This window comes from Stenotrophomonas sp. K-6 (assembly GCF_056861555.1).
Genome location: NZ_JBSPUC010000001.1, coordinates 2,501 through 27,706 on the forward strand (window position 1 = coordinate 2,501; position 25,206 = coordinate 27,706).

The following is a 25,206-nucleotide window of genomic DNA, read 5'->3' on the forward strand; positions in this document are numbered from 1 at the left end:
GTAATGTCCGAATGGGGAAACCCACCCGCTTGCGGGTATCCTGCAGTGAATACATAGCTGCTGGAAGCGAACCTGGTGAACTGAAATATCTAAGTAACCAGAGGAAAAGAAATCAACCGAGATTCCCTGAGTAGCGACGAGCGAACGGGGACTAGCCCTTAAGCTGGAATGGTTCTAGAAAAACAGCCTGGAACGGCTGGCCATAGAAGGTGATAGCCCTGTATTTAAAAGGGCCACTCCAGTGAAGACGAGTAGGGCGGGGCACGTGAAACCCTGTCTGAACATGGGGGGACCATCCTCCAAGGCTAAATACTACTGACCGACCGATAGTGAACCAGTACCGTGAGGGAAAGGCGAAAAGAACCCCGGAGAGGGGAGTGAAATAGATCCTGAAACCGTGTGCGTACAAGCAGTAGGAGCTCGAAAGAGTGACTGCGTACCTTTTGTATAATGGGTCAGCGACTTACTGTTCGTGGCAAGCTTAACCGTATAGGGGAGGCGAAGGGAAACCGAGTCTGATAAGGGCGCATAGTCGCGGGCAGTAGACCCGAAACCGGGTGATCTAGTCATGGCCAGGGTGAAGGTGCCGTAACAGGTACTGGAGGCCCGAACCCACGTCTGTTGCAAAAGACGGGGATGAGCTGTGATTAGGAGTGAAAAGCTAATCGAACCCGGAGATAGCTGGTTCTCCTCGAAAGCTATTTAGGTAGCGCCTCATATGTATCCTCTCGGGGGTAGAGCACTGTTATGGCTAGGGGGTCATCGCGACTTACCAAACCATTGCAAACTCCGAATACCGAGACGGACTGTATGGGAGACACACGGCGGGTGCTAACGTCCGTCGTGAAAAGGGAAACAACCCAGACCCACAGCTAAGGTCCCAAATTCACTGCTAAGTGGAAAACCATGTGGAAAGGCACAGACAGCCAGGAGGTTGGCTTAGAAGCAGCCACCCTTTAAAGAAAGCGTAATAGCTCACTGGTCGAGTCGGTCTGCGGGGAAGATTTAACGGGGCTAAGCAGTGAACCGAAGCTTGGGGTGTGCATATTTATATGTACGCGGTAGAGGAGCGTTCCGTAAGCCGTTGAAGGTGGATTGAGAAGTCTGCTGGAGGTATCGGAAGTGCGAATGCTGACATGAGTAACGATAATGCGGGTGAAAAACCCGCACGCCGAAAGCCCAAGGTTTCCTTGCGCAACGTTAATCGGCGCAGGGTGAGTCGGCCCCTAAGGCGAGGACGAAAGTCGTAGTCGATGGGAAGCAGGTTAATATTCCTGCACCTCGCGTAAGTGCGATGGAGGGACGGAGAAGGTTAGGTGTACCCGGCGTTGGTTGTCCGGGGGAAAGGCGGTAGGTTTGGATCTTTGGCAAATCCGGGATCCTTTAAGACCGAGCACCGAGACGAGCCTTTAAGGCGAAGTCACTGATACCACGCTTCCAGGAAAAGCTCCTAAGCTTCAGCTTACGCAGACCGTACCGTAAACCGACACAGGTGGGTAGGATGAGAATTCTCAGGCGCTTGAGAGAACTCGGGTGAAGGAACTAGGCAACATGGCACCGTAACTTCGGGAGAAGGTGCGCCCTTTTTGGTGGCTCATGCGAGCTATAGCTGAAGAGGGCCGCAGTAACCAGGCCGCTGCGACTGTTTATCAAAAACACAGCACTCTGCAAACACGAAAGTGGACGTATAGGGTGTGACGCCTGCCCGGTGCTGGAAGGTTAATTGATGGGGTCAGCCGCAAGGCGAAGCTCTTGATCGAAGCCCCAGTAAACGGCGGCCGTAACTATAACGGTCCTAAGGTAGCGAAATTCCTTGTCGGGTAAGTTCCGACCTGCACGAATGGCGTAACGACAGCGGCGCTGTCTCCACCCGAGACTCAGTGAAATTGAAATCGCTGTGAAGATGCAGCGTTCCCGTGGCAAGACGGAAAGACCCCGTGAACCTTTACTATAGCTTTACACTGAACGTTGAGTTCGTCTGTGTAGGATAGGTGGGAGGCTATGAAACCATGGCGCTAGCTGTGGTGGAGCCATCCTTGAAATACCACCCTGTCGTGCTTGACGTTCTAACCTAGGTCCATAATCTGGATCGGGGACCGTGTATGGTGGGTAGTTTGACTGGGGCGGTCTCCTCCTAAAGAGTAACGGAGGAGCTCGAAGGTACGCTCAGCGCGGTCGGACATCGCGCACTGTGTGCAAAGGCATAAGCGTGCTTGACTGCAAGATCGACGGATCAAGCAGGTAGGAAACTAGGACTTAGTGATCCGGTGGTTCTGTATGGAAGGGCCATCGCTCAACGGATAAAAGGTACTCCGGGGATAACAGGCTGATACCGCCCAAGAGTTCATATCGACGGCGGTGTTTGGCACCTCGATGTCGGCTCATCACATCCTGGGGCTGTAGTCGGTCCCAAGGGTATGGCTGTTCGCCATTTAAAGTGGTACGCGAGCTGGGTTCAGAACGTCGTGAGACAGTTCGGTCCCTATCTGCCATGGGCGTTGGAGATTTGAGAGGGGCTGCTCCTAGTACGAGAGGACCGGAGTGGACGAACCTCTGGTGTTCCGGTTGTCACGCCAGTGGCATTGCCGGGTAGCTATGTTCGGAAGCGATAACCGCTGAAAGCATCTAAGCGGGAAGCGCGCCTCAAGATGAGATCTCCCGGGGCACAAGCCCCCTGAAGGAACCATATAGACTATGTGGTTGATAGGTCAGGTGTGTAAGTACAGCAATGTATTGAGCTAACTGATACTAATGATCCGTGTGGCTTGACCATATAACCTCAAGTTGCCTTGGCCGACATGACATGTCGATAGATCCCAAGTGCACGCTACGTCACAAGACTTACGAGAGGCAGGCGCCTTAATCCGTTTCTTTAGGATGGCGACGCTCCAACTGTCTCCCTGGTGAAATTAGCGCTGTGGAACCACCCGATCCCATCCCGAACTCGGAAGTGAAACGCAGCTGCGCCGATGGTAGTGTGGCCTAAGCCATGCGAGAGTAGGTCATCGCCAGGGTTTTTACCCGAAAACCCCGCTGCTCACGCAGCGGGGTTTTCTTTTTGTTCTTCGCTCAGCGGCTGGGAAATGCTTCCTTTTAAGGGCCATCAGCAGATCGCCTGGTCATACGAGGCGGCGGTGTAGTCCATGCGCAGCGCATCTGGATCTGGGGGTGTCTCCGCTTGGGTCTTCCGCGAGCGTAAGGGCCCCGCAGCGACCGGCAGGCCCCTCGGCAAATGTCCCCCCGGCCGTCGCCGCAAGGCGGCGTCCGGAGGCGTCGCCGGCAAGGGTATCGTGGCCCAACGCCCGACCGATCCAGCCGCGCCCCCCACGCGATCAGTCAACGCCTGCCGCGGTTAGGCCACGCTGTCTGCAACGGTGCGCAATCTATCTGGAATGGTGTGACCGCATGGCACCCAGGCACCGATGCCGCGCGTAGGCCGCGGGCGGGCATGCGGTCACATCGGATTGATCAGTGCTGTCGCATCAGCTGCTGTGCGCCGGCAGCGACGTAGCGTCGCTGCAACGGCTCATGGACCAACGCACCGTCTGCCGTGCAGATGCCGTCGGGCTGGCCTGTTGGGGCGTTCGCTACGGACCGGACTGCCGGGGCCTTGGGTGGCCAGGCGGTCGAGACGATCGCCGCCTGGCGGCTGCAATCGCCGTAGCGTCTGCAGCTTGAATGTCAGATCAGGCCAGCGCAGGCTGGCGCGCGGTCTCACCCCGGTGGCGGAACACCGCCACCGCCTGGGTGAGGTCGGCCGCCTGCGCTTCCAGCAAGCGTGCGGCGGCACTGGCTTCCTCAACGAGCGCTGCGTTCTGCTGGGTGGCATCGTCCATCTGTGCCACGGTCTGGTTGACCTGATCGATGCCCGCGGCCTGCTCCTGCGAGGCCGATGAAATCTCGGCCATGATGCCGCTGACGCTGGCCACGCTGCTGACGATCTCGCCCATGGTCTGGCCGGCGTCCTGCACCAGGCGCGCGCCCTCGGCGACCTGCACCACGGAGGCATCGATCAGGTTCTTGATCTCCTTGGCCGCATCGGCCGAGCGCTGGGCGAGAATGCGCACCTCGCTGGCGACCACCGCAAAGCCGCGACCCTGCTCACCTGCGCGTGCGGCTTCCACGGCGGCGTTGAGGGCAAGAATATTGGTCTGGAAGGCGATGCCGTCGATCACGCGGGTGATGTCGCCGATTCGGCGTGATGCAGTCTGGATCCCATCCATGGTCGTTACCACCTGGCTGACCACGTGGCTGCCGCGCGAGGCGACGTCGTGTGCACCGTGGGCCAGTGAGCTGGCCTGACGTGCATGTTCGGCATTCTGGCGCACCGTGGAGGTCAGCTCCTCCATCGAGGCCGCGGTCTCTTCCAGGTGCGCGGCCTGGCGCTCGGTACGCTCGGACAGATCATCGTTGCCACTGGCGATCTCACTGGCAGCCAGCGAGATGGAGCCGCTGCACTGCTTGATGCGCTCGACCATCGCGGTCAGCTGCTGCGCCGTTGCATTCGCGTCGCGCTGCATGGCCTCGAACGAGCCGTGGAAATCGCCCTGCATGCGTTGATCCAGATCCCCGTCGGCCAGCGCCGACAGCATCCGGCGGATCTCACCGACCGTGCCGCCCACGCTGTCCAGCAGTTGGTTGATGCCGCCGGTCAGGCCATTGAGGAAGCTGGCGCCGCCATCGGTGGCCTGTAGACGGCGATCGAGATCGCCCTTGCTGGCGGCGTCGACGATGCCCGCCACCGCGTTCTCCAACAGCAGCTCATGGGTGCGGTCATGCCACTCCACCGCGAAGCCCTGCCGATGCCCCTGCGCATCGAAGACCGGCGTCACCACCTGGGCGAAGTGCACCGGGCCGATCCGGACACGGCCATGGTGGGTGGCCATCAAGGTATTGAGGATGGCGCGGATGCGGTCCGGATTGGCATGGAAGCGATGGATGCTGCTGCCGACCAGACGCTCGGCATCGAAGTCCGGAAAGGCCTCGCGCAGGCTGGCCTGCTGGTTGCGCAGCAGGGTCACCACCGACTGGTTGACGTAGCGGATCACGTGATCGTTGTCGGCGATCATCATCGCGGTGCGCGAGACGTCCAGGGCCTGGCGGACCTGGCTGTCGTGCTGATGGACGACGTCCGCGGCCTGGCGGCGCTGCGTGAGCTCGGCAACCGCCAAGATCGCGCGTTCTTCAGCGCGGGCCAGCGCCAACGCCTGTCGCCGGGTTCGCGTCGCCAGCACCCACAGCAGCGCCGCCCCCATCGCGAGCGGCAGCACGGACCATGGCTGTCGTTGCCAAACCGCGATGACCAGCGAAACCAGCAACAACACACCTGCAGCGAGTAGACACACTGTGTCGGTGCGGAGCGCGGAGCGCAGCGCGTGGTCCGGCGGACGGGGCGGGGCATGGGAAATGGCGGACATAGCGACTCCAGGATCAGTAGAAAGCAGGGAATCCGTCGCGCGCAGACGCACAGGCGGATGCCACCCCAGACACCGGCAGTGCGGTGGGCGTGGCAGCGGAATGAGAGGGGTGTGGGCGCAGCCTCGGTGCGCGTGGATGCATGCGTGCCATGGCGGCAGGTGCCACCGGCACGGCGCGGCCCGGTGGGCAGTGGCGCGGCCAATCCGACATTGCTTACGACCTTCCCTGGAAGCCCTGATGGATACGCGGCTTCGCAACGGCGGAGCAAGCGGCGGTGCAGACCGCGCATGCCGGGCTGCATCCTTGGTATCGGCCTGGAAACGGAAAAGTTGAGTGGCGTGACATAGGCCGGTCAACACACGCTGCTACAGGGACACGCGCCGGACCGTCGCGATGTGGCGCCTGACGTGCGCCTACGTGAAGCGTGTCATTCGGCGAGGAAGCGCCTGATTACCTCGCCCACCACGTCTGGATGTTCCATGTGCAGATGATGCGTACCCGGGAACACCGCCAGCCGCCCGTCACGCAGCAGACCGATGCGTTCGCTGCGCAACGGTTCGGGGTAATACGACTGCGCCGGTGTCGCGTAGATCACCTGGGTGGGGCACTCGATCGCCGCCAGCAGGTCGTCGATCTGCGCTTCACTCAGGCGCATCGCGGTCGGCAGCATCAGGCGCTGATCGCTGCACCAGCTGTAACCGCCTTCAACAGATTTGACGCCGCGCTCGACCAGCAGACGCGCGCACGGCTCGCTGAGCTGGTTGGCCATCATGCGGGCGCGGATCGGTGCGGCCAGATCGGGAAACACCCGCAGCTTGCGGGTGGACAGCGCCCGCGCGGCGCGCACGTGTTCGCGAAGACGCTGTGCGGTCTCATTCTCCGGGCCGCGCAGGCCGCCGAGTGCCTCGATCGCGATCAGGCGCTCTACCCGTTCCGGTGCCGCCGCTGCGGTGAGGCTGGCGATGCCGGCACCCATCGAATGCCCGAGCAGCACGAAGCGGTCCCAGCCCAGCGCATCGGCGACATCGAGCACGTGGCAGATCGCACCGGGCGTGTTGTATTGCGTGCCCGGTGGCAGGTGCGCGCTGTGACCGTGGCCGGGCAGATCGATCGCCACCAGCTCCAGCTCCGGCAGCTGCGGCGCCAGCGGCACGAAGCTGGCGGCGTTGTCGAGCCAGCCGTGCAGCGCCAGGACACGCGTGCCACCGGTCTCAGCCGACCGCAGGCCGGCCACGGCGGTGCCTGCGACCGACAGCGAGAACGGCTGCAGCGTCATGCCAGCGCCGCGATGCTCAGCCGCGACAGCGCCAGTGCATGCGCCTGCGCGTCGTTGAGGCAGGGGATATAGCGCATCGTGGCGCCGCGCTCGGCCACGGTTTCGGTGAAGCCCATCGCCACTTCTTCCAGGGTTTCCAGGCAGTCGGTGGCAAAGCCGGGGCAGACCACGTCCATGCTGCGCACGCCGTTTTCGGCCATCGCCCACAGGGTGGGTTCGGCGTAGGGCTGGAGCCATTTCTCACGGCCGAAACGCGATTGGTAGGTCAGCTGCCAGGCGTCGTCGGCCAGCTCCAGCGCTTGGGCGATCGCGTGTGCGCTGGCTTCGCAGCGCTGCGGATACGGATCGCCAGCATCGGCCAGGCGCTGCGGAATGCCGTGGAAGGAGAACACCAGCTTCTCGCCACGGCCGTGCTGCTCCCACCACTGGCGGATGCTGCCGGCGACGGCGGCAACCCAGTCCGGATCGACCGCGTAATCGCGCACGAGAGTGACGGTGACCCCGGGGTGTCTGGGCTGCCATTCGCGCACCTGATCCTCGATCGAGGCGGTGGTGGTCGTGGAATACTGCGGATACAGCGGTAGCACCACGATCCGTTTCATCCCCTCGGCGGCCAGCCGGTCCAGCTCGGCCGGCAGCGCGGGAGCGCCGTAGCGCATCGCATGGCGCACCCGCAGATCGGGCATCAGGCTCTGCATGGCCTCGGCCAGGCGCCGCGTGTAGACCATCAGCGGTGAGCCGTCCGGCAGCCAGACCTGGGCGTACTTGGCGGCCGAACGACCGCTGCGCAGTGGCAGGATCAGCCCGTAGAGCAAGGGTTTCCAGAACAGCGGCGGAATCGCGACCACGCGCGGATCGCTGAGGAATTCAGCCAGGTAGCGACGCACCGCCGGGGCGGTTGGCGTCTCGGGCGTGCCTAGATTGACCGCCAGCACGGCGGTGTCGGGTGCGTCGAGCATGGGGGCATTCTCGCAGGTCTGCGCGATCGGCGGGATGGATTTGGACGATGAACGCGATCCAGCATGCATATCGATGGCCCGGATCACTCATTGCGGATTCATCGCAAGCCTTCTAACGTCGGGCAGTTGCTTTATCTTTGTCTACGTAGACCTTCTGGAGCCCACCATGCGCCGTCTCAGCCTTGTACTGCTGATCTCCGCCAGCCTGCTGTCGACCCAGGCGATGGCCGGGCCACAGGAGGATCAGCGCGCCCGCAACGCGGTGCGCGTCCTGAACGAAATCCAGGATATCCCCGAGCAGGGCATTCCGGACAAGCTGCTCGACGAAGGCCGCGCAGTCATCGTGATTCCCGACACGATCAAGGCCGGTCTGGTGATCGGTGGCCGTCGCGGCCATGGCCTGATGTCGGTCAAGACCCCCGATGGCAGCTGGTCCAACCCGGTGTTCGTAAAGCTCACCGGCGGCAGCATCGGCTTCCAGGCCGGTGTGCAGTCCTCCGACGTGGTGCTGGTGTTCCGCAACGACCGCAGCCTGGACAATCTCGTCAACGGCAAGTTCACCCTGGGCGCCGATGCCGGCGTCGCCGCGGGTCCGGTCGGCCGCAACGCCGCCGCCGCCACCGATGGCCAGCTGAAGGCCGAAATCTGGTCCTGGTCGCGCGCCCGCGGCCTGTTCGCCGGTGTCGCGCTGGATGGCGCGGTGCTGCAGATCGACGATGCCGCCAACCTGGACGCTTACGGCAGCAACACCACGCCGCGCATGGTCTTTGAAGGCCGTGTCGGCGAGCCGCCGTCGGCGGACGTGGTCGCCTTCCGGGATCGCCTGGAAGAAGCCACCTATACGGCCCGGGAGAAGCGTGGCACCGCGGGGAATGCCCCAGCGCCGGCCGCTGCGCCGCGCGCCGCCGTCGTGCCGGTTCACCCTGAACAGGCACCGGCCCCGGCTGCCGCTGGCGCGACCACCGCCCCGCTGCAGTCCGTGCCGGCGCAACCGGCCGCGCAGCAGGGCTTCCAGCCGGTCGGCGACGGTGAAGTCCGTACCGAATCGCTGGACGGCAACTGACTTTTGTCACGCGCGCCGGCTTACCGCCGGTGCGCTATGCTCAACCGTCTGATCACTACGTAACGCGAGCGGCTCATGGGCAGTTTCAGCATCTGGCATTGGTTGGTCGTGCTGGTCATCGTTCTGCTGGTGTTCGGCACCAAGAAACTGACCAGCGGCGCCAAGGACCTTGGCAGCGCCGTCAAGGAATTCAAGAAGGGCATGCGCGACGAGGACAAGCCGAACGCGCAGCTCAGCGACAGCTCGCGTCCGCAGGACTCGACGACGACGTCGCAGACCGAGCACGACCGCGACCCGCGCTGATCAGGGCGGCTTGGCGTGTTCGATATCGGTTTCAGTGAACTGCTGGTCATCGCGGTGGTGGCCTTGGTCGTCCTCGGCCCCGAGCGGCTGCCCAAGGCAGCCCGTTTCGCCGGGCTGTGGGTGCGCCGCGCGCGCAACCAGTGGGATTCGGTGAAGCAGGAGCTCGAACGCGAGCTGCACGCCGAAGAGATCAAGCGGCAGTTCGATGATGTGAAGACCTCGATGCGCGATACCGAGTCGCAGCTGCGCGCCAGTGGCGAAGCGGTGCGCCGCGAGGCCGAGCAGATGCGCCAGGACGTGGCGCAGCATGGCGATGGCATTGCGGCTGCCGCTGCGGAGGACGAACCGGTGATGACCGGCCCCGCGCCAGGTTCCCCGGCCAGCGTGGCCCAGCATGTGGTGGCCCCCGAGGCGGTCGAGCCGCCGCGTGATGCGATGGCGCCGCCGGGCATCGATGGCAGCGCGCCGCGTGCGGACGTGCCGGCGGCCCCGCCAGCGTCAACGGACACCGCGCCACCGACGCCTGCGCCCACGCTGCCGAACCAAGAGGCACCGCGATGAGCGAGCATGAGAGCAACGAGAGTTCGCTGGTCGAACACCTGATCGAACTGCGTGCGCGCCTGGTGCGCGCGTTGATCGGCCTGGGCGTGGTGTTGCTGGGCCTGATGCCATTCTCGCGACAGATCTACACGATGATCGCCGAACCGTTGATCTCGCAGCTCCCCAACGGGCAGACGATGATCGCGACCAACCCGGCCGGCGCCTTCTTCGCGCCGTTGAAACTGACGTTCTTCGTGGCGGTGTTCATCGCCGTGCCGTGGCTGCTGTTCCAGCTGTGGTCGTTCGTCGCGCCGGGCCTGTATGCCCGTGAAAAACGCCTGGCGGTGCCATTGCTGGCCTCGTCGGTGCTGCTGTTCTATCTGGGCTGCGCGTTCGCGTATTTCCTGGTGTTGCCGGCAGTGTTCCACTTCCTGACCACCTTCCGCCCGGAGGTGATTGCGATCACGCCGGATGCGACCGCTTACCTGGATTTCGTGCTGGCGATCTTCTTCGCCTTCGGCACCAGCTTCGAGCTGCCCGTGGCGATGGTGATCCTGGTGCTGCTGGGCTGGATCACGCCGCAGCAGTTCAAGGAAGGTCGCGGCTACGCGATCGTCGGCATCTTCGTGCTGGCCGCGGTGCTGACGCCGCCGGACGTGGTCTCGCAGCTGATGCTGGCCATTCCAATGTGCCTGCTCTACGAGCTGGGCATCCACGCCGCGCGCTGGCTGGTGCCGCGCCCGGGTGGGAAAGAGCAGCCAGAGTAAGGCACAAACAAAAACCCCGGCCTAGGCCGGGGTTTTTTGTGTGGATCAGGCCGCGAACACGTTGTTCGGGCCCGGCATCGGCGGCGGAGTCTGCGGACCCTGCTGGCCGAACATCTGCTTCCACGCCGTGTAGATGGCACCGGCGAAGACCGGCATCACCACGCCCATCAGCAGCAGCTGCGCCACGAACAGCGCGAGCATCGTGCCGCCGATCAACTGCGCGATCAGCGCGACCAGCATCACGCCGAAGTAGATCGCAAACACTGCCACGAAGGCGAGCAGGAAGAACACCAGCATCGCCAGCACGTTGTGCAGGCAGGCGCGCAGGCTCAGGCGCATCGCCTGCAGGCCGTTGCGGTGCTCGAACATTACCTGCGGCGGCAGGGTGAACAGCGCCAGCGCCATCGCCAGGAAGGTCACCACCACCAGCGCCAGCCACAGCAGGATGCGCATCGCCGGCAGGCTCGCCATCAACTCTTCGATCTGCGCCGGGTCCGGCTGCGCGCCGGACTGGCTGATCGCATTGAGCTGCACCATCACCTCGCTCAGGTGCTGCAGGCCGCTGCTGCCGATCAACACCAGCAACAGCACGCCCAGGAACAGGCCGGCCACCAACTGCGGCAGCAGCGAGGCGAGCAGGTTCAACGCGCGGCCTTCATGCAGGCCCTGCAGCAGGTGCGACGGCTGCGCCACGCGGCCCTGGTCGACTTCGCGCACCGCCCAGACCAGGCCGCCGAAGAACAGCGGGCCGGCCAGTGCCATCAACAGCTGCGCCAGCGTGCTCAGCGCCGGGCTGACCATCGCCAGCGACATCACCAGCAACGCGGCCACGGCCCAGATCACGCCGAGCAGGCCCAGCGCCAGCGGCGCCTTGCGCAGCAGGGTGAAACCCGACACCAGCCATTCCGCGCCGGCGGAGGCCGGCAGCTTGCGAATCTCGCTCATAACATTCCGGGACAGGGGAGGAGGCGCGAACGCCCGATTGCGGTCGATTATCCCTGTTTTCCCGGCGCGTGACCTGAAGGCCGCCCTGCACGGCGCGGACGCTGCGTTGCGCCCGGATGACGGCCCCGCGCCGGCCTCAGGCGTTGCGTGCCTGGCGGACGAAACGGCGCAGCAGCTGGCGGGCCAGCGGCGCGGCGCTGACGTCGCGGGCGACACTGCGCGCGCAGCCGCCGTGCTGGCGGATGCACTCGGCGCGGGCGCGGACGTAGCCGCGCATGTGGTGGGTGGCGAACTCCGGATGGAACTGCACGCCCCAGGCATGCGCGCCCCAGCGGAAAGCATGGCAGTTGTCCTGCGCCGAGCGCGCCAGGATCGCGGCACCTTCCGGTGCGCGCAGCACCGTCTGCAGGTGGGTGGCGTGGGCTGGGAAGCGCGCGGGCAGGCCGCCGAACAGCGGATCGTCCACCGCCGACGGATCCAGCGCCAGTTCGATCGTGCCGGACTCGCGCCCGGCCGGGTTGTAGGCGACTTCGCCGCCCAGCGCGTGCGCGAGCAGCTGGTGGCCATAGCAGATGCCGAACACCGGTCGGTCGTCGTGGGCGGCTTCGCGCAGCCACTGCGCGCTGCGTTCGCTCCACTCGGCGCGATCGGTGACGTAGGCGGCCGAGCCGCTGACGATCACGCCGGCAAAATCACGGTGGCTGGGCAGGGCGCCGCCATGCTCGACATCCACCACCACGGTCTCGTCGGCATCCAGCCCGGCCGCGACCCGGATCCAGTGCGAAAACCGCCCGTAGCGGCGCAGCGAGGCGACGGGTTGGCCGGTTTCAAGAATCAGGAACGGGGCGGAATTCATCCGGGGGAGGCAGGACCGAGAGGACTTCCTCGATTGTAGTCAGCCCTGCCGCTACCTTTTCAAGCCCCGCGCGACGCAGGGTTCGTACCCCTTCAGCACGTGCGGCACGGTTGAAGGCGGCCAGATCCATGTCGGCGCGGATGTGCCGGCGCAGGCTGGAACCCAATGGCAGCAACTCATACAGCCCCACGCGGCCGAGGAAACCGGTGCGTCGGCAGTCGATGCAGCCGACCGGCGCATATGGCGTGGGCGCCTGAGGTAATGCTGCATCGGCATCAGTCAGCACCGCCCATTGCTCGGCCGAGAGCACCGTGGGCACCTTGCAGCGGGTGCACAGGGTGCGCACCAGGCGCTGGGCCAGCACCCCGTTGAGGGTGGAGGCGAGCAGGTAATGCGGCACGCCCAGATCGAGCAGGCGCGTGATCGCCGAGGGCGCATCGTTGGTGTGCAGGGTGGACAGCACCAGGTGGCCGGTCAACGAGGCCTGGACCGCCATCTGCGCGGTCTCCAGGTCGCGGATCTCGCCGATCATGATGATGTCCGGGTCCTGCCGCAGCAGGGTGCGCACGCCGCTGGCGAAATCCAGGTCGATGTTGGTCTGCACCTGCATCTGGTTGAATTCCGGGGCGATCATTTCGATCGGGTCTTCCACCGTGCAGACATTCACGTCCGGGGTGGCCAGCCGCTTCAGCGTGGAATACAGGGTGGTGGTCTTGCCCGAGCCGGTCGGCCCGGTGACCAGCACGATGCCGTGCGGGCGCTCGACCAGCGCGGTCCAGCCGGCCGCCTCCTGCGGGCTGAAACCGAGCTGATCGATGCTCTTGAAGGCGGCATCCGGGTCGAAGATGCGCATCACGCACTTTTCGCCGAACGCGGTGGGCATGGTCGACAGCCGCATTTCCACCTCGCGCCCACCGGGCGAGCGGGTCTTGATGCGGCCGTCCTGCGGGCGCCGGCGCTCGGCCAGATCCATCCGGCCCAGCACCTTGATCCGGCTGACCACGGCGGTCATCACCGCCGGCGGCACCTCGAACACCTTGTGCAGCACCCCATCGATGCGGAAACGCATGCGCCCCATGTCGCGGCGCGGCTCCAGGTGGATGTCCGAGGCGCGCTGCTCGTAGGCGTACTGCAGCAGCCAATCGACGATGTGCACGATGTGCTGGTCGTCGGCGTTGACGTCGCCGGCGCGGCCCAGCTCGACCAGCTGCTCGAAGCTGGGCAGGGCGGCATTGGCCTCACCCCGCACGTCGCCACGGGCACCGCGCACCGAGCGCGTCACCCCGTAGAACTCCATGGTGTAGCGGTGCAAATCCAGCGGATTGACCATCGCCAGCTCGATCCGCCGACGGCTCAGGTGCTGCAGGTCGCGCAGCCATTCCTGGGCCAGCGGCTCGCTGGTGGCGACCAGCACGCGCTCGCTGTCCACGGCCAGCGGCAGGAAGCGGTGGCGGCGGGCATAGGCGTGGGACACCAGGCCGGTGACCGCCGACACGTCGACCCGGGTCGGGTCCACCCGCAGGTAGCGCACACCCGCGCGCTGGGCCAGCCACTCGCTGAGGCGCTCCAGGCCGAGCTCGCCACCGGCGCTGGCGCCCAGCTTCAGGTTGGCCAGCAGGACCAGTGGATGGACCTCGCTGGCGTTGCGTGCGCCCGGGGCGGAGAAGCGGATGCGCTCCAGATCGGCGGCGGCGACCAGGCCATCGGCGACCAGTGCTGCAGCGACCTGGTCGAAATCGAGGCGCCCGTGTGGCAGGGGGAGGACCCCCTCAGGGACGCTGGCAAACGCCGCTGGCAGGCGTGGATCCATCCTCCGTTTCCCCAGGCACGGAAGGCCCGTGCGGTCGGTCGCTATACTAGCGCACCCCTTCTGCAGGCAAGAATCCGCCGCATGTCCGCGATCCCGAACGTTCCGATCACTTTCCAGGGCCTGATCCAGACCCTCAACCAGTATTGGGCGCAGCAGGGCTGCGTGCTGATCCAGCCGCTGGACCTGGAGGTGGGTGCAGGCACCTTCCACCCGGCCACGTTCCTGCGCTCGATCGGTCCGGAAAGCTGGAATGCCGCGTATGTGCAGCCGTCGCGCCGCCCCACCGACGGCCGCTACGGCGAGAACCCCAACCGCCTGCAGCGCTACTACCAGTACCAGGTGGCGATGAAGCCGAGCCCGGACAACATCCAGCAGCTCTACCTGGATTCGCTCAAGGCGCTGGGCATCGATCCGCTGGTGCACGACCTGCGCTTCGTCGAGGACAACTGGGAATCGCCGACCCTCGGCGCCTGGGGCCTGGGCTGGGAAGTGTGGTTGAACGGGATGGAAGTCACCCAGTTCACCTATTTCCAGCAGGCCGGCGGCCTGGAGTGCAAGCCGGTACTCGGCGAGATCACCTACGGTCTGGAGCGCCTGTGCATGTACCTGCAGAACTGCGACAACGTCTATGACCTGATCTGGACCTACGGTCCGGATGGCACCCCGGTCACCTATGGCGATGTGTACCTGCAGAACGAGGTCGAGCAGAGCACCTACAACTTCGAATACGCCGACGTGGACGAAATGTTCCATCGCTTCGATGCCTGCGAAAAAGAAGCACAGAAGCTCGTGGATGTCGGCCTGCCGCTGCCGGCGTATGAGCAGGTCTGCAAGGCCAGCCATGCGTTCAACCTGCTGGATGCGCGCCGCGCGATCAGCGTGACCGAGCGCCAGCGCTACATCCTGCGCGTGCGCGCGCTGGCCCAGGCCGTGGCCAGGCTGTACGAGGCCAAGCGCCTGGAAGCTGTGGCCGCCAAGGAGGTACAGGCATGAGCACGATGCAGCCGCTGCTGATTGAACTGGGGACCGAAGAACTGCCGGTCAAGGCGTTGCCGGGCCTGGCCCAGGCCTTCTTCGATGGCGTCGTGGATGGCCTGACCAAGCGTGGCGTGACCATTGAACGCGGCGATGCCAAGCCGCTGTCGACCCCGCGCCGCCTGGCCGTGCTGCTGCCCGGCGTGGCGGTGGAACAGCCGGAACAGCACAGCGAAGTGCTGGGCCCGTACCTGAACATCGCGCTGGACGCCGAGGGTCAGCCGACCAAGGCGCTGCAGGGCTTCGCGGCCAAGGCCGGGATCGAGTGGACCGCGCTGGAGCGCACCAGCGATGCCAAGGGCGAGCGCTTCGTGCACCGCTCCACCACGCCGGGCGCGCGCACCGCGACCCTGCTGCCGGAGATCCTGCGCGAGGCGATCGCCGCGATGCCGATCCCCAAGCCGATGCGCTGGGGCAGCCACACCTACGGTTTCGCCCGCCCGGTGCATTGGCTGGTGCTGCTGCACGGCCCGGACATCATCGAGGCCGAGGTGCTGGGCCTGAAGGCCGACCGCATGAGCCGCGGCCATCGCTTCATGCATGACAAGACCGTGTGGCTGAGCACGCCGGAGGACTACGTCGCCTCGCTGCAGGCCGCCTACGTGCTGGTCGATGCCGACGCGCGCCGTACCCGCATCGTCGAGCAGGTCAATGCGGCGGCCGCGCAGGCCGGCGGCCAGGCGCGCATCACCCCGGACAACCTGGAACAGGTGGTCAACCTGGTCGAATGGCCGGCGCCGGTGCTCTGCAGTTTCGAGCGCGAGTTCCTGGCGGTGCCGCAGGAAGCGCTGATCGAGACGATGGAGATCAACCAGAAGTTCTTCCCGGTGCTTGATGCCGGCGGCAAGTTGACCGAGAAGTTCATCGGCATCGCCAACATCGAATCCAAAGACGTGGCCGAAGTGGCCAAGGGCTACGAGCGCGTGATCCGTCCGCGCTTCTCCGATGCCAAGTTCTTCTTCGACGAAGATCTGAAGCAGGGTCTGGAATCGATGGGCGACGGCCTGAAGACCGTCACCTACCAGGCCAAGCTGGGCTCGGTCGCCGACAAGGTCGCCCGCGTGGCCGCCCTGGCCGAGGCCATCGCGCCGCAGGTGGGCGTCGAGCCGGTGCTGGCCAAGCGCGCCGCGGTGCTGGCCAAGAACGACCTGCAGTCGCGCATGGTCAACGAGTTCCCGGAGCTGCAGGGCATCGCCGGCCGGCATTACGCCGTGGTCGGGGGGGAGTCGCCCGAGGTCGCGCTGGCCATCGACGAGGCCTACCAGCCGCGCTTCGGTGGGGATGACATCGCGCTCTCGCCGCTGGGCAAGGTGCTGGCCATCGCCGAGCGTCTGGACACGCTGGCCGGTGGCTTTGCCGCGGGCCTGAAGCCGACCGGCAACAAGGATCCGTTCGCGCTGCGCCGCAACGCGCTGGGCCTGGCGCGTACGGTGATCGAGAGCGGGTTCGATCTGGATCTGCGCGCGCTGATCGGCACCACCATCGCCGGCCTGCCGGCAGGCGTGCAGCCCAATGCGGAGCGCAAGACCGAGGCGCTGCCGCAGGAGCTGTACGACTTCGTGATCGATCGTCTGCGCGGCTATTACGCCGACAAGGGCGTGCCGGCCACGCACTTCAACGCGGTGGCCGAGCTGAAGCCGGTCTCGCTGTATGACTTCGACCGCCGCATCGATGCCATCGGCACCTTCGCCGCGCTGCCGGAAGCCGAGGCGCTGGCCGCGGCCAACAAGCGCATCCGCAACATCCTGCGCAAGGCCGAGGGCGAGATCCCGGGCATGATCGACCCGGCGCTGCTGGCCGAGCCGGCCGAAAGCGAACTGGCCGAAGCGGTGGAAGCGGCCATCGATGACAGCAACGCCAGCCTGCACCAGAAGGACTACGTGAGCGTGTTGAACCGGTTGGCGCGCCTGCGCCCGCAGGTGGATGCGTTCTTCGATGCGGTGATGGTCAATGCCGAGGATCCCGCTCTGCGGGCCAATCGCCTGGCCCTGCTCAAGCGCTTGGGCGACCGCCTGGGCAGCGTGGCGGCGATCGAACACCTGTCCAACTGACGCGGCGGGGCCGGGCGCCCCGCGGTGGACCAGAGGGCGCGACGGCGTGGGCCGTTCGCGCCTTCTGCGTTTCCGGGAGGGCGGCACCCTGCGAGATTCGTGCTGGAAGCGTCATTTGATGCCGCTGTTGTGTTGCGGACGCTTCTGTCCGATGACGTGTTGTCATCGATCACACCGCCTATGACACAAGCGACTTTCTCGCGGAATTTAACGGCGTCTTCACTGCCTTTCTGAAACAGCCACGCCGATTTCGCATGCTCGCGATGGGCCGTTATGCTGTCGCCATGCAGCCAACGAAATTCGCCCTTCCGCTGATGTTCCTGTCCCTTGCCACCGTCTCGGTGGCACATGCACGGGGGACCATCGAGAAAGTGGACATCAAAGGATTGGACAAGGGCGACGATGCCGAGATGATCGAGAACATCGAGGTCTCGCTGTCCCTGTACGACACCATCGGCAAGGTCCAGGGCGAGTCGCGGCTGGAGTATCTGCTGTCCCAGGCCGAGCGCCAGACCCGCGAGGCGCTGGAGCCGTTCGGGTACTACAACCCGACCATCACCGTGGAAAGCCCACGCGAAGGTGAGAACCTGCGCGTGGTGATCCAGGTCGAGAAAGGGCCGCCGACCCTGGTCCGCCGCGAGCACATCGACATCACCGGCCCGGCCCAGCTGGATCAGTACCTGCAGGAAGACCTGGAGAACTTCAAGCCGCGCAAGGGCCAGCGTTTCGAACACACCGAATACGAAGCCAGCAAGATCAAGGTGACCCGCCGCCTGGCCGAGCGCGGTTACTTCGATGCCGACTTCACCCAGCGCCAGGTCCAGATCACCCGCGCCGAGAACGCCGCCGACGTCGATCTCACCTGGGACAGCGGCCGCCGCTACAACATGGGCGAGATCCGTTTCCACCAGGATTACTTCGTCGACAAGCTGTTCGACCCGCTGGTGTACTGGGATGAAGGCAGCTACTTCCACGAAGGCAAGCTGGACCGCCTGCGCGAGTCGCTCACCAAGCTGGATTACTTCAGCGTGATCGACATCCAGCCGCGCCCGGACCAGGCCGACGAGAACGGCGATGTGCCGGTGGACGTCAACCTGACCCGCGCCAAGCGCACGATCTACACCGCCGGCCTGAGCTACGGCAGCGAGAGTGGCGCCGGTGTGCGCGGCGGCCTGGAGCGGCGCTTCCTCAACAGCCGCGGCCACAAGATGAACACCCAGCTCGACTATGCGCAGAAGCGCAAGAGCCTGGTCACCAGCTACCGCATCCCGGGCTTTGCCTGGCTGGACGGCTGGTATGCGTTCACCGCCAGCGCCTATGACGAGCAGACCGATTACATCGACCTGCGCAACTTCAAACTGTCGGCCAGCCGCAGCGGTGAAATCAACGAGTACTGGACCGCGATCGCCTCGATCAACGCGCTGCGCGAACGCTGGCGCTACGCCTCCGGCACAGAGTTCACCGATGCGGTCTACAACACGTCCACGCTGGTCTACCCGCAGTTGGTGGCCGACTACGTCAACGTGGACGATGACATGTTCCCGCGCCGCGGCATCAGCGGCAGCGCGACGCTGCGTGGCGGCGTCGAGGGCGCTGGTTCGGACACCAGTTTCGTGCAGGCCAACATGGTGCTGCGCTGGTATGTGCCGATCGGCGACAGCGACCGCCTGATCCTGCGCGGCGAAGGTGGCACCACCTGGACCAGCGATCTGGTCGCGATGCCGCCCAGCCTGCGCTTCTTCGCCGGTGGCGACCGCAGCATCCGCGGCTATGCCTTCCGCGAAGTCGGCCCGCGTACCGCACCGCCGGACAAGTACGCGCTCGGCGCGAAGAACCTGGTGGTCGGTTCGGCCGAGTATGAGCATTACTTCAAGGGCGGGCCGTGGGGCGCGGCGGTGTTCGTCGATACCGGCAGCGCGTTCGACAACACCATCGACCTGCATACCGGCGTGGGCTTCGGCGTGCGCTGGAAATCGCCGGTGGGCCCGGTGCGCGTGGATATCGCGCATGGCCTGAACAACCCGGATTCGCAGTTCCAGCTGTACCTGAACATCGGAGCGGACCTGTGAGTACGCCGACGCCGTCCGCACCTGCCACGCCGCCGCCGCGCGTGCGTTTCTACCGCAAGCGCCGCTTCTGGGCGTGGTCGGGTTTCACCGTGCTCGGCCTGGTGTTGCTGGCCCTGCTGCTGGTGTACTGGCTGCTGCAGACCGTGGCCGGCCGTGATGTGCTGCTGGCCCAGGTGGTGGCGCGGTTGCCGGTCGGCGCCTCGCTTACCTGGAGCAAGGTGGATGGCCCGGTCGCCGGGCCGCTGGTGCTGCACGATCTGGACTTCCGCTACGACGACATCCATTTCACGGCCGAACGGGCGTACCTGGATCCGGACATCCGGCCGCTGCTGGGCCGCAAGCTCCAGCTCGATGCGCTGCAGATCAAGAACGCCACGTTGAACCTGGCCAAGAGCGATGAGCCGTTTGAGCTGCCGTCGTGGCCGGACTCGCTGCCGCAGATCGAAATGCCGCTGGCGATCCAGGCCGACACCATCATCATCGATGGCTTCCGCATCACCCAGGCGCAGCAGCCGCTGATCGACATCGCCAAGGTGCGCGGTGGCCTGGAGATCGCCAATGGCGAATTCCGCGCGCGCCAGCTGATCGTGGACAGCAGCTACGGCGATTTCCGCGTGGACGGGCATTATCTGCCACGCAGCGATTACGACACCGACATCACCCTCGGCGCGCTGATGCCGGCCCCGCGCGGGCGTACCCCGGCGCGCCTGGGCCTGGTTGCACGTGGCGACCTGGGGCATATGGAAGTGGCGATCGCCGGCAACGCGCCGGCGCCGCTGCAGGCCAGCCTGGTCTTTGATGGCCGCACCGACCCGGTGTGGAAACTCGCTGCGCGCAGCAAGGAACTGGACCTGGCGCTGCTGGTGCCGGGGATGGACGCGAGCACCAGCACGCCGATGGCGCTGGATGTGCAGGCCGATGGCAAGGGTGGCCAGGCCAATCTGCAGGGCAGCTTCAAGCAGGGCGACATCGCGGTGGAACTGGCACCGTCCAAGGTCGGCCTGGCCGACCAAGTACTGACCGTGTCGCCGCTGCAGGTGAAGGGCTTTGGTGGCCAGGCGCGGCTGGAAGGCATCGCTGATTTCACCGACAAGGAAAACGCCAGCCTGCGCTTCTCCATCGTCGCCAACGACCTCACCTTCGTGCCTCCTGCCGATACCACCACCCCGGGCGCTGCCGCGCCGGTGCCGGTGACGCTCAAGGAAGCACGCATGGGCCTGGCCGGCACGCTCAAGGCGTGGGCGGCGGTCGGCCGTGCCTCGGTGGAACGCGAGAAGCAGGTGGCCGATCTGCAGTTCGACGTGCGCGGCAATGACCAGGCCGCGGTGATCAAACAGCTGCAGGCCAGCACGCCGGGCGGTTCGCTCGACGTGACCGGGCAGGTGGCCTGGGCGCCGCAGCTGGATTGGGACGTGGCCGCCAAACTGGCCGGCTTCGATCCGGGCTACTTCGCGCCGGGCTGGGACGGCAAGCTGTCCGGTTCGTTTGCCTCGAAGGGCCGGCAATTGCCGCCGCCGGCCGGCAGTCCGGCGGGTACCGCTGGCAGCTACGAAGCCACCGTCGATGTGCCCGGCATCAAGGGCACGCTGCGCAAGCGCGCGCTGGATGCACAGGGCAAGTTCGCGCTGCGCGGCGAGCAGGGCGAGGGCAACCTCCGGCTGGCGCTGGGCACCAGCCGCCTGACCGCCAAGGGCTCGGTGGGTGACCGCCTGGATATCGATGCGCAATTGGAGCCGGTGCAGCTCGCTGACCTGCTGCCCAACAGCAGCGGCAGCCTGCGCGGCCACGTGCTGATCAAGGGCGCACGTAACGCGCCGGACATCACCGCCGATCTGGTTGGCAGTGGCCTGCGCTGGGACGACTGGAGCGCCGAGGCGATCAGCATCAAGGGGCGCCTGCCGTGGCAGGGCGACAGTGGCACGCTGGCGGTGCAGGGCAGCAAGGTCCAGGTCGGCATGCTGCTGGACACGCTCAACGTCAATGCCCGCGGCAGCCTCTCCAACCTGCGCCTGGATGCACAGACGAAGAACGAGCTGGGTGCTGTCGCGCTGGAAGGTGGCGTGCGCCAGCAGGGCCAGGCCTGGCGCGGCGATCTGACCGCGCTGCGTATCGCACCGGTCAAGGGCGATGCCTGGAGCCTGCGTGCACCGGCCACCTTCAGCGTGCAGGGCAGCAACGTCACTCTGAGCGATGCGTGCCTGGGGGCCGCCACCGGCGGCGCGCTGTGCGCCAGCGCGAACTGGCCGCGCGAAGGCCTGCTGGTGCGCGGCGATGCCTTGCCGCTGTCGCTGGTGCAGCCATGGCTGCCGCCGCAGTCCGGACGCCGCATCTTCCTGCGCGGTGAAGTGAATCTGGATGGGCGCATCCGCCCGCGCGGCAACGCGTGGGAAGGCAGTGCCTCGGTCACCTCGCGCGAAGGTGGGGTACGCCTGGGCGACAACGCACGCGGCGAACTGGTGCGTTACGACCAGTTCTCGGTGAACCTGGAGATGACCCCGCAGCAGATCAACGCCAAGCTCGGTGTCGGTTTCCAGGGCGACGGCTTCGTCGATGCCAAGGTGCAGACCGGCTGGGATGCCAACGCACCGCTGACCGGCGAGCTGTACATGAACATCGCGCGGCTGTACTGGCTGGAGTTGTTCTCGCCCGACATCGTGCGCCCGACCGGCCTGATCGAAGGCCACGTCAGCCTGCGCGGCACCCGTGGCACGCCCTCACTGGGTGGCGAGGCCACGCTGAGCAGGTTCAACGGCGAGTTCCCCGCGCTCGGCCTGACCTTCGCCGAAGGCAAGGGCAGCTTCACCGCGCAGCCGGACGGCTCGGCCAAGATCACCGCCCAGGCCAACTCCGGCAAGGGCACGCTGTACGTCGATGGCGGGTTGTCGTGGTTCGGCGATGCACAGCCGCTGCAGCTGCATATCCACGGCGAGAATGTGCTGCTGGCCAACACCAGCGAGCTGCGCGTGATCGCCAATCCGGACCTGGATTTCACCCTGGCCGGCAGCGCGATGCAGTTGCGTGGCACCGTGCACGTGCCCGAAGCGGATCTGGACCTGGAGCGGCTGGACCGTGGCACCTCGGTGTCTGAAGACGTGGTGGTGCTGGATCCGGTCGATCCGGAAGAGGGCCCCAGCTCGCCGCTGGACATGGACCTGACCGTGAGCCTGGGTGACAAGGTCAAGATGGCCGGGTTCGGCCTGAAGGGCGCGCTGACCGGCAAGATGCAGGTATGGGCACGCCCGGGGCGGGAGATGACCGCCAACGGCGGGCTGGAAGTCAGTGGGCGCTACAAGGCCTACGGACAGGACCTGACCATCACCCGCGGCAACTTGAACTGGAACTACAACGCGGTCTCCGATCCGCGCATCAACATCCGGGCCCAGCGCACGGTCGGTGATGTCACCGCCGGCATCGACGTGACCGGGCGGGCGCAGTCGCCGCGCGTGGATGTGTGGTCGGAACCGGCGATGTCGCAGTCCGAGGCACTGGCCTACCTGGTGCTGGGTCGCAGCCTCACCGGTGCCAGCAGCGATCAGGCCCAGCAGGTCAACGCGGCCTCGGCCGCGCTGTCGGCCGGCAGCGGCCTGCTCGCCTCCCAGCTGGGCGCCAAGCTGGGCCTGGACGACGCCGGCGTGAGCCAGTCGCGCGCGCTGGGCGGCTCGGTGATCGGTTTCGGCAAATACATCTCGCCCAAGCTGTACATCGGCTACGGCGTGTCGCTGGTCGGCAGTGGCTCGGTGCTGACGCTGAAGTACCTGCTGCGCCGTGGCTTCGATGTGGAGCTGGAATCGAGCACGGTGGAGAACCGCGGGTCGCTGAACTGGCGGCGGGAGAAATAAGCTGCGGCCGGTGGTTCAGGCGCCCCTGACCATCGGCCGTTGCCCTGCGGGGCCTCAGTGGCTAAGGTCTCGGGCTGTTCTGACGTACCGGATGTGCCCATGTCTTCACGCAAACCCCTCACCGCCGCGCTGGCGCTTGGCCTGACCCTCGCTGCCGGCGCCCATGCCGATGAAGGCATGTGGATGCCGACCCAGCTGCCGGACCTGGCCAAACCGCTGAAGGCGGCGGGCTTCAAGGGCAACCCGGGCGACCTGGCCAACGTCACCGCGCCGCCGTTGAGTGCGGTGGTGCGTGCGGGTGGCGGCACCGGCTCGTTCGTCTCCGACGACGGCCTGCTGCTCACCAACCACCATGTGGCCATGGGCGTGATCCAGTACAACACCTCGCCCGAGCACAACCTGATCAACGACGGCTTCATCGCCACGGGCCGCAGCGATGAGCGCGCGGCCAACCCGGATTTCCGCGTGCTGGTCACGGTCGGGTTCGACAAGGTCACCGATGAAGTGCTGCGCGATGCGCGCGGCAAGACCGGACGTGCGTATTTCGATGCGGTCGACCGCGCCAGCAAGCAGCTGGTGGCCGAGTGCGAGAAGGAGGGCAACATCCGCTGCAGCGTGGCGGACATGTACTACGGCACCGATTTCTATCGCATCCGCCAGCTAGAGCTGAGCGATGTGCGCCTGGTCTACGCACCGCCGCGCGCGATCGGCAACTACGGCGATGAGATCGACAACTTCATGTGGCCGCGCCACACCGGTGATTTCACCCTGCTGCGTGCCTACGTGGGCAAGGACGGCAAGCCCGCGCCGTACAGCGTGGACAACGTGCCGTACCACCCGCCGGCGCACCTGAAGATGGCGATCGACGGCCCGAAGACCGGCGACTACGCGATGCTGGCCGGTTACCCCGGCATCACCTACCGTCATCGCACCGCCGCGGAATTCGCTGGCCAGATCGATGCCGTGCTGCCGCGTCGCGTGGCGGTGTTCCAGCAGATGATCGACACCATCGAAGCGGCCAGTGCGAAGGACGCGCAGGCACGCACCCGCTACGCCTCGCAGCTGCAGTCGCTGAAGAACAACCGCAAGCGTGCCGCCGGTGAGCTGGAGGGCCTGCTGCGCAGCGATGCCAAGGCGCAGCGCGCCGCCGATGAGGCGGCGATGCTGCAGGCCACCGACGCGAAATACCGGGGCGACATCCAGTCCCTGCTGACCTCGCTGTCCAGCGGCGCCTCGGTGGGCGAACGCGATCTGCTGCTCGATCTGCTGGCGTCGCAGAGCCAGCTGCTGCGCTCGGCACTGACCCTGGAGCGGCTGCGCATCGAATCGGCCAAGCCCGATGCCGAGCGTGACACGGGCTACCAGCAGCGCGATCTGGCGCTGATCGAAGGCGTGCTCAAGCAGGTTCAGCGCCGCTACGATCCGGCCATCGAAAAAGCCCTGCTGACCACGCTGCTGACCCGCTACCAGCAGCTGCCCGATGCGCAGCGCGTGTCCGAGTTCGACGCGGCCTTCGGCCGCACCCCGGCCGCGCTGGCCAAGACCTTGGATACGCTGTACGCCAACACGCACCTGGGCGACGAAGCCGAGCGTCTGTCGCGCTTTGCCGCGGCGAAAGAGGGCAAGGCGCTGGCACGCGATCCGCTGATCGATCTGGCTGGCCCGCTGGTGGCCGCGCAGCTGCGCCTGGATGACGAGCGCAAGACCCGCGAAGGCGAGCAGCTGCGTCTGCGCCCGGCCTACATGCAGGCGCTGTTCGCCTGGCGCGCCAAGCAGGGCCGCGCGGTGTACCCGGATGCGAACCGCACCCTGCGCATCAGCTACGGCAAGGTGGAGGTACTGTCGCCGCGTGATGCCGTGCACTTCGACCCGGTGACCACCGTGGCCGGGATCGTGGAGAAGAACACCAACGCCTATCCGTTCGATGCGCCCAAGCCGCTGCTGGCCGCGATCGCCAAGGGCGATTTCGGTTCCACCGCCGATCCGGTGCTGAAGACCCAGACGGTCAACTTCCTGACCAACCTGGACACCACCGGGGGCAACTCCGGCTCGCCGGTGCTCAACGCCAAGGGCGAGCTGATCGGCCTGAACTTCGACAGCAACTGGGAGTCGGTCAGCGCCAGCTGGTGGTTCGATCCGCGCTTCAAGCGCGCGGTGCACGTGGACATGCGCTATCTGCGCTGGCTGCTGGCCAAGGTGTACCCGGCGCCGGAGCTGCTGAAGGAAATGGGCGTGCCGGCGGAGTAAGACAGGTCGGCGGCCCCCGTAGCGCCAC

15 protein-coding genes and 2 rRNA genes (1 of these 17 running past the window's edge) are annotated in these 25,206 nt (G+C 65.9%); 11 read left to right on the forward strand and 6 right to left on the reverse strand.

Annotation, left to right across the window (positions count from 1 at the left end; genetic code table 11):
• A 23S ribosomal RNA gene (locus AC13F7_RS00025) occupies positions 1 to 2,773 on the forward strand (it extends 106 nt beyond the left edge of the window).
• Between the two features lie 126 nt (positions 2,774 to 2,899).
• Positions 2,900 to 3,014: ribosomal RNA gene (gene rrf, locus AC13F7_RS00030) — 5S ribosomal RNA — on the forward strand.
• Positions 3,015 to 3,686: 672 nt separating this feature from the next.
• On the opposite strand, the gene AC13F7_RS00035 is transcribed toward rrf, so the two are convergent.
• The 3 genes from AC13F7_RS00035 to hemH form a co-directional block, all read right to left on the reverse strand.
• Complete coding sequence (locus AC13F7_RS00035) at positions 3,687 to 5,417, reverse strand: methyl-accepting chemotaxis protein (RefSeq protein ID WP_482998858.1); 1,731 nt, start codon at positions 5,415 to 5,417, stop codon at positions 3,687 to 3,689.
• Positions 5,418 to 5,845: 428 nt separating this feature from the next.
• Entirely contained in the window at positions 5,846 to 6,694 is an 849-nt protein-coding gene (locus AC13F7_RS00040; RefSeq protein WP_482998859.1) for an alpha/beta fold hydrolase, read from the reverse strand.
• The gene (gene hemH / locus AC13F7_RS00045; protein ID WP_482998860.1) at positions 6,691 to 7,653 is read right to left on the reverse strand and encodes a ferrochelatase; all 963 of its coding nucleotides are present in this window, start codon (positions 7,651 to 7,653) and stop codon (positions 6,691 to 6,693) included. The genes AC13F7_RS00040 and hemH overlap by 4 nt, the downstream gene beginning before the upstream one ends.
• Positions 7,654 to 7,819: 166 nt before the next feature.
• Here hemH and AC13F7_RS00050 point away from each other — a divergent pair, with 166 nt between their 5' ends.
• The 4 genes from AC13F7_RS00050 (at position 7,820) to tatC (ending at position 10,326) form a co-directional block, all read left to right on the forward strand.
• Positions 7,820 to 8,716, forward strand: coding sequence for a lipid-binding SYLF domain-containing protein (locus AC13F7_RS00050; RefSeq protein WP_482998861.1), 897 nt, complete (start codon positions 7,820 to 7,822; stop codon positions 8,714 to 8,716).
• A 75-nt stretch (positions 8,717 to 8,791) separates the two neighbouring features.
• A complete protein-coding gene (gene tatA / locus AC13F7_RS00055) occupies positions 8,792 to 9,019 on the forward strand; it encodes a Sec-independent protein translocase subunit TatA (protein WP_019185586.1) in 228 nt (75 codons plus the stop codon).
• A gap of 15 nt (positions 9,020 to 9,034) precedes the next feature.
• Positions 9,035 to 9,580 (forward strand): Sec-independent protein translocase protein TatB, encoded by a 546-nt coding sequence (gene tatB, locus AC13F7_RS00060; RefSeq protein ID WP_482998862.1) that lies wholly within the window; start codon positions 9,035 to 9,037, stop codon positions 9,578 to 9,580.
• A complete protein-coding gene (tatC, locus tag AC13F7_RS00065) occupies positions 9,577 to 10,326 on the forward strand; it encodes a twin-arginine translocase subunit TatC (protein ID WP_102788725.1) in 750 nt (249 codons plus the stop codon). The genes tatB and tatC overlap by 4 nt, the downstream gene beginning before the upstream one ends.
• Positions 10,327 to 10,371: 45 nt before the next feature.
• Here the strand turns inward: tatC and AC13F7_RS00070 are convergent, their stop codons facing one another.
• The 3 genes from AC13F7_RS00070 to AC13F7_RS00080 form a co-directional block, all read right to left on the reverse strand.
• Positions 10,372 to 11,271, reverse strand: coding sequence for a BPSS1780 family membrane protein (locus AC13F7_RS00070; RefSeq protein WP_070470085.1), 900 nt, complete (start codon positions 11,269 to 11,271; stop codon positions 10,372 to 10,374).
• Positions 11,272 to 11,407: 136 nt separating this feature from the next.
• Positions 11,408 to 12,127, reverse strand: coding sequence for a glutamine amidotransferase (locus AC13F7_RS00075; RefSeq protein ID WP_482998863.1), 720 nt, complete (start codon positions 12,125 to 12,127; stop codon positions 11,408 to 11,410).
• On the reverse strand, positions 12,099 to 13,937 hold the full coding sequence (locus tag AC13F7_RS00080; protein WP_482998864.1) for a GspE/PulE family protein: 1,839 nt from the start codon (positions 13,935 to 13,937) through the stop codon (positions 12,099 to 12,101). The genes AC13F7_RS00075 and AC13F7_RS00080 overlap by 29 nt, the downstream gene beginning before the upstream one ends.
• An 81-nt stretch (positions 13,938 to 14,018) precedes the next feature.
• Between AC13F7_RS00080 and glyQ the strand changes: the two genes are divergently transcribed.
• From glyQ to AC13F7_RS00105, 5 genes are all read left to right on the forward strand, one after another.
• Complete coding sequence (gene glyQ / locus AC13F7_RS00085) at positions 14,019 to 14,930, forward strand: glycine--tRNA ligase subunit alpha (protein WP_482998865.1); 912 nt, start codon at positions 14,019 to 14,021, stop codon at positions 14,928 to 14,930.
• A complete protein-coding gene (glyS, locus tag AC13F7_RS00090) occupies positions 14,927 to 17,023 on the forward strand; it encodes a glycine--tRNA ligase subunit beta (RefSeq protein ID WP_482998866.1) in 2,097 nt (698 codons plus the stop codon). Before glyQ ends, glyS begins: the two co-directional genes overlap by 4 nt.
• Positions 17,024 to 17,307: 284 nt before the next feature.
• Positions 17,308 to 19,092, forward strand: coding sequence for an autotransporter assembly complex protein TamA (locus tag AC13F7_RS00095; protein ID WP_481470474.1), 1,785 nt, complete (start codon positions 17,308 to 17,310; stop codon positions 19,090 to 19,092).
• Positions 19,089 to 22,931, forward strand: a complete 3,843-nt coding sequence (locus tag AC13F7_RS00100) for a translocation/assembly module TamB domain-containing protein (RefSeq protein WP_482998867.1) — start codon at positions 19,089 to 19,091, stop codon at positions 22,929 to 22,931. The genes AC13F7_RS00095 and AC13F7_RS00100 overlap by 4 nt, the downstream gene beginning before the upstream one ends.
• Before the next feature lie 99 nt (positions 22,932 to 23,030).
• The gene (locus AC13F7_RS00105; RefSeq protein ID WP_482998868.1) at positions 23,031 to 25,178 is read left to right on the forward strand and encodes a S46 family peptidase; all 2,148 of its coding nucleotides are present in this window, start codon (positions 23,031 to 23,033) and stop codon (positions 25,176 to 25,178) included.
• Positions 25,179 to 25,206 lie beyond the last annotated feature (28 nt).

What these genes read in the sequence shown, in the direction of transcription:
- AC13F7_RS00035 (WP_482998858.1), bottom strand. Translation starts at nt 5,417, where the DNA reads ATGTCCGCCATTTCCCATGCCCCGCCCCGTCCGCCGGACCACGCGCTG.
- AC13F7_RS00040 (WP_482998859.1), bottom strand. Translation starts at nt 6,694, where the DNA reads ATGACGCTGCAGCCGTTCTCGCTGTCGGTCGCAGGCACCGCCGTGGCC.
- hemH (WP_482998860.1), bottom strand. Translation starts at nt 7,653, where the DNA reads ATGCTCGACGCACCCGACACCGCCGTGCTGGCGGTCAATCTAGGCACG.
- AC13F7_RS00050 (WP_482998861.1), top strand. Translation starts at nt 7,820, where the DNA reads ATGCGCCGTCTCAGCCTTGTACTGCTGATCTCCGCCAGCCTGCTGTCG.
- tatA (WP_019185586.1), top strand. Translation starts at nt 8,792, where the DNA reads ATGGGCAGTTTCAGCATCTGGCATTGGTTGGTCGTGCTGGTCATCGTT.
- tatC (WP_102788725.1), top strand. Translation starts at nt 9,577, where the DNA reads ATGAGCGAGCATGAGAGCAACGAGAGTTCGCTGGTCGAACACCTGATC.
- AC13F7_RS00070 (WP_070470085.1), bottom strand. Translation starts at nt 11,271, where the DNA reads ATGAGCGAGATTCGCAAGCTGCCGGCCTCCGCCGGCGCGGAATGGCTG.
- AC13F7_RS00075 (WP_482998863.1), bottom strand. Translation starts at nt 12,127, where the DNA reads ATGAATTCCGCCCCGTTCCTGATTCTTGAAACCGGCCAACCCGTCGCC.
- AC13F7_RS00080 (WP_482998864.1), bottom strand. Translation starts at nt 13,937, where the DNA reads ATGGATCCACGCCTGCCAGCGGCGTTTGCCAGCGTCCCTGAGGGGGTC.
- glyQ (WP_482998865.1), top strand. Translation starts at nt 14,019, where the DNA reads ATGTCCGCGATCCCGAACGTTCCGATCACTTTCCAGGGCCTGATCCAG.
- glyS (WP_482998866.1), top strand. Translation starts at nt 14,927, where the DNA reads ATGAGCACGATGCAGCCGCTGCTGATTGAACTGGGGACCGAAGAACTG.
- AC13F7_RS00095 (WP_481470474.1), top strand. Translation starts at nt 17,308, where the DNA reads ATGCAGCCAACGAAATTCGCCCTTCCGCTGATGTTCCTGTCCCTTGCC.
- AC13F7_RS00105 (WP_482998868.1), top strand. Translation starts at nt 23,031, where the DNA reads ATGTCTTCACGCAAACCCCTCACCGCCGCGCTGGCGCTTGGCCTGACC.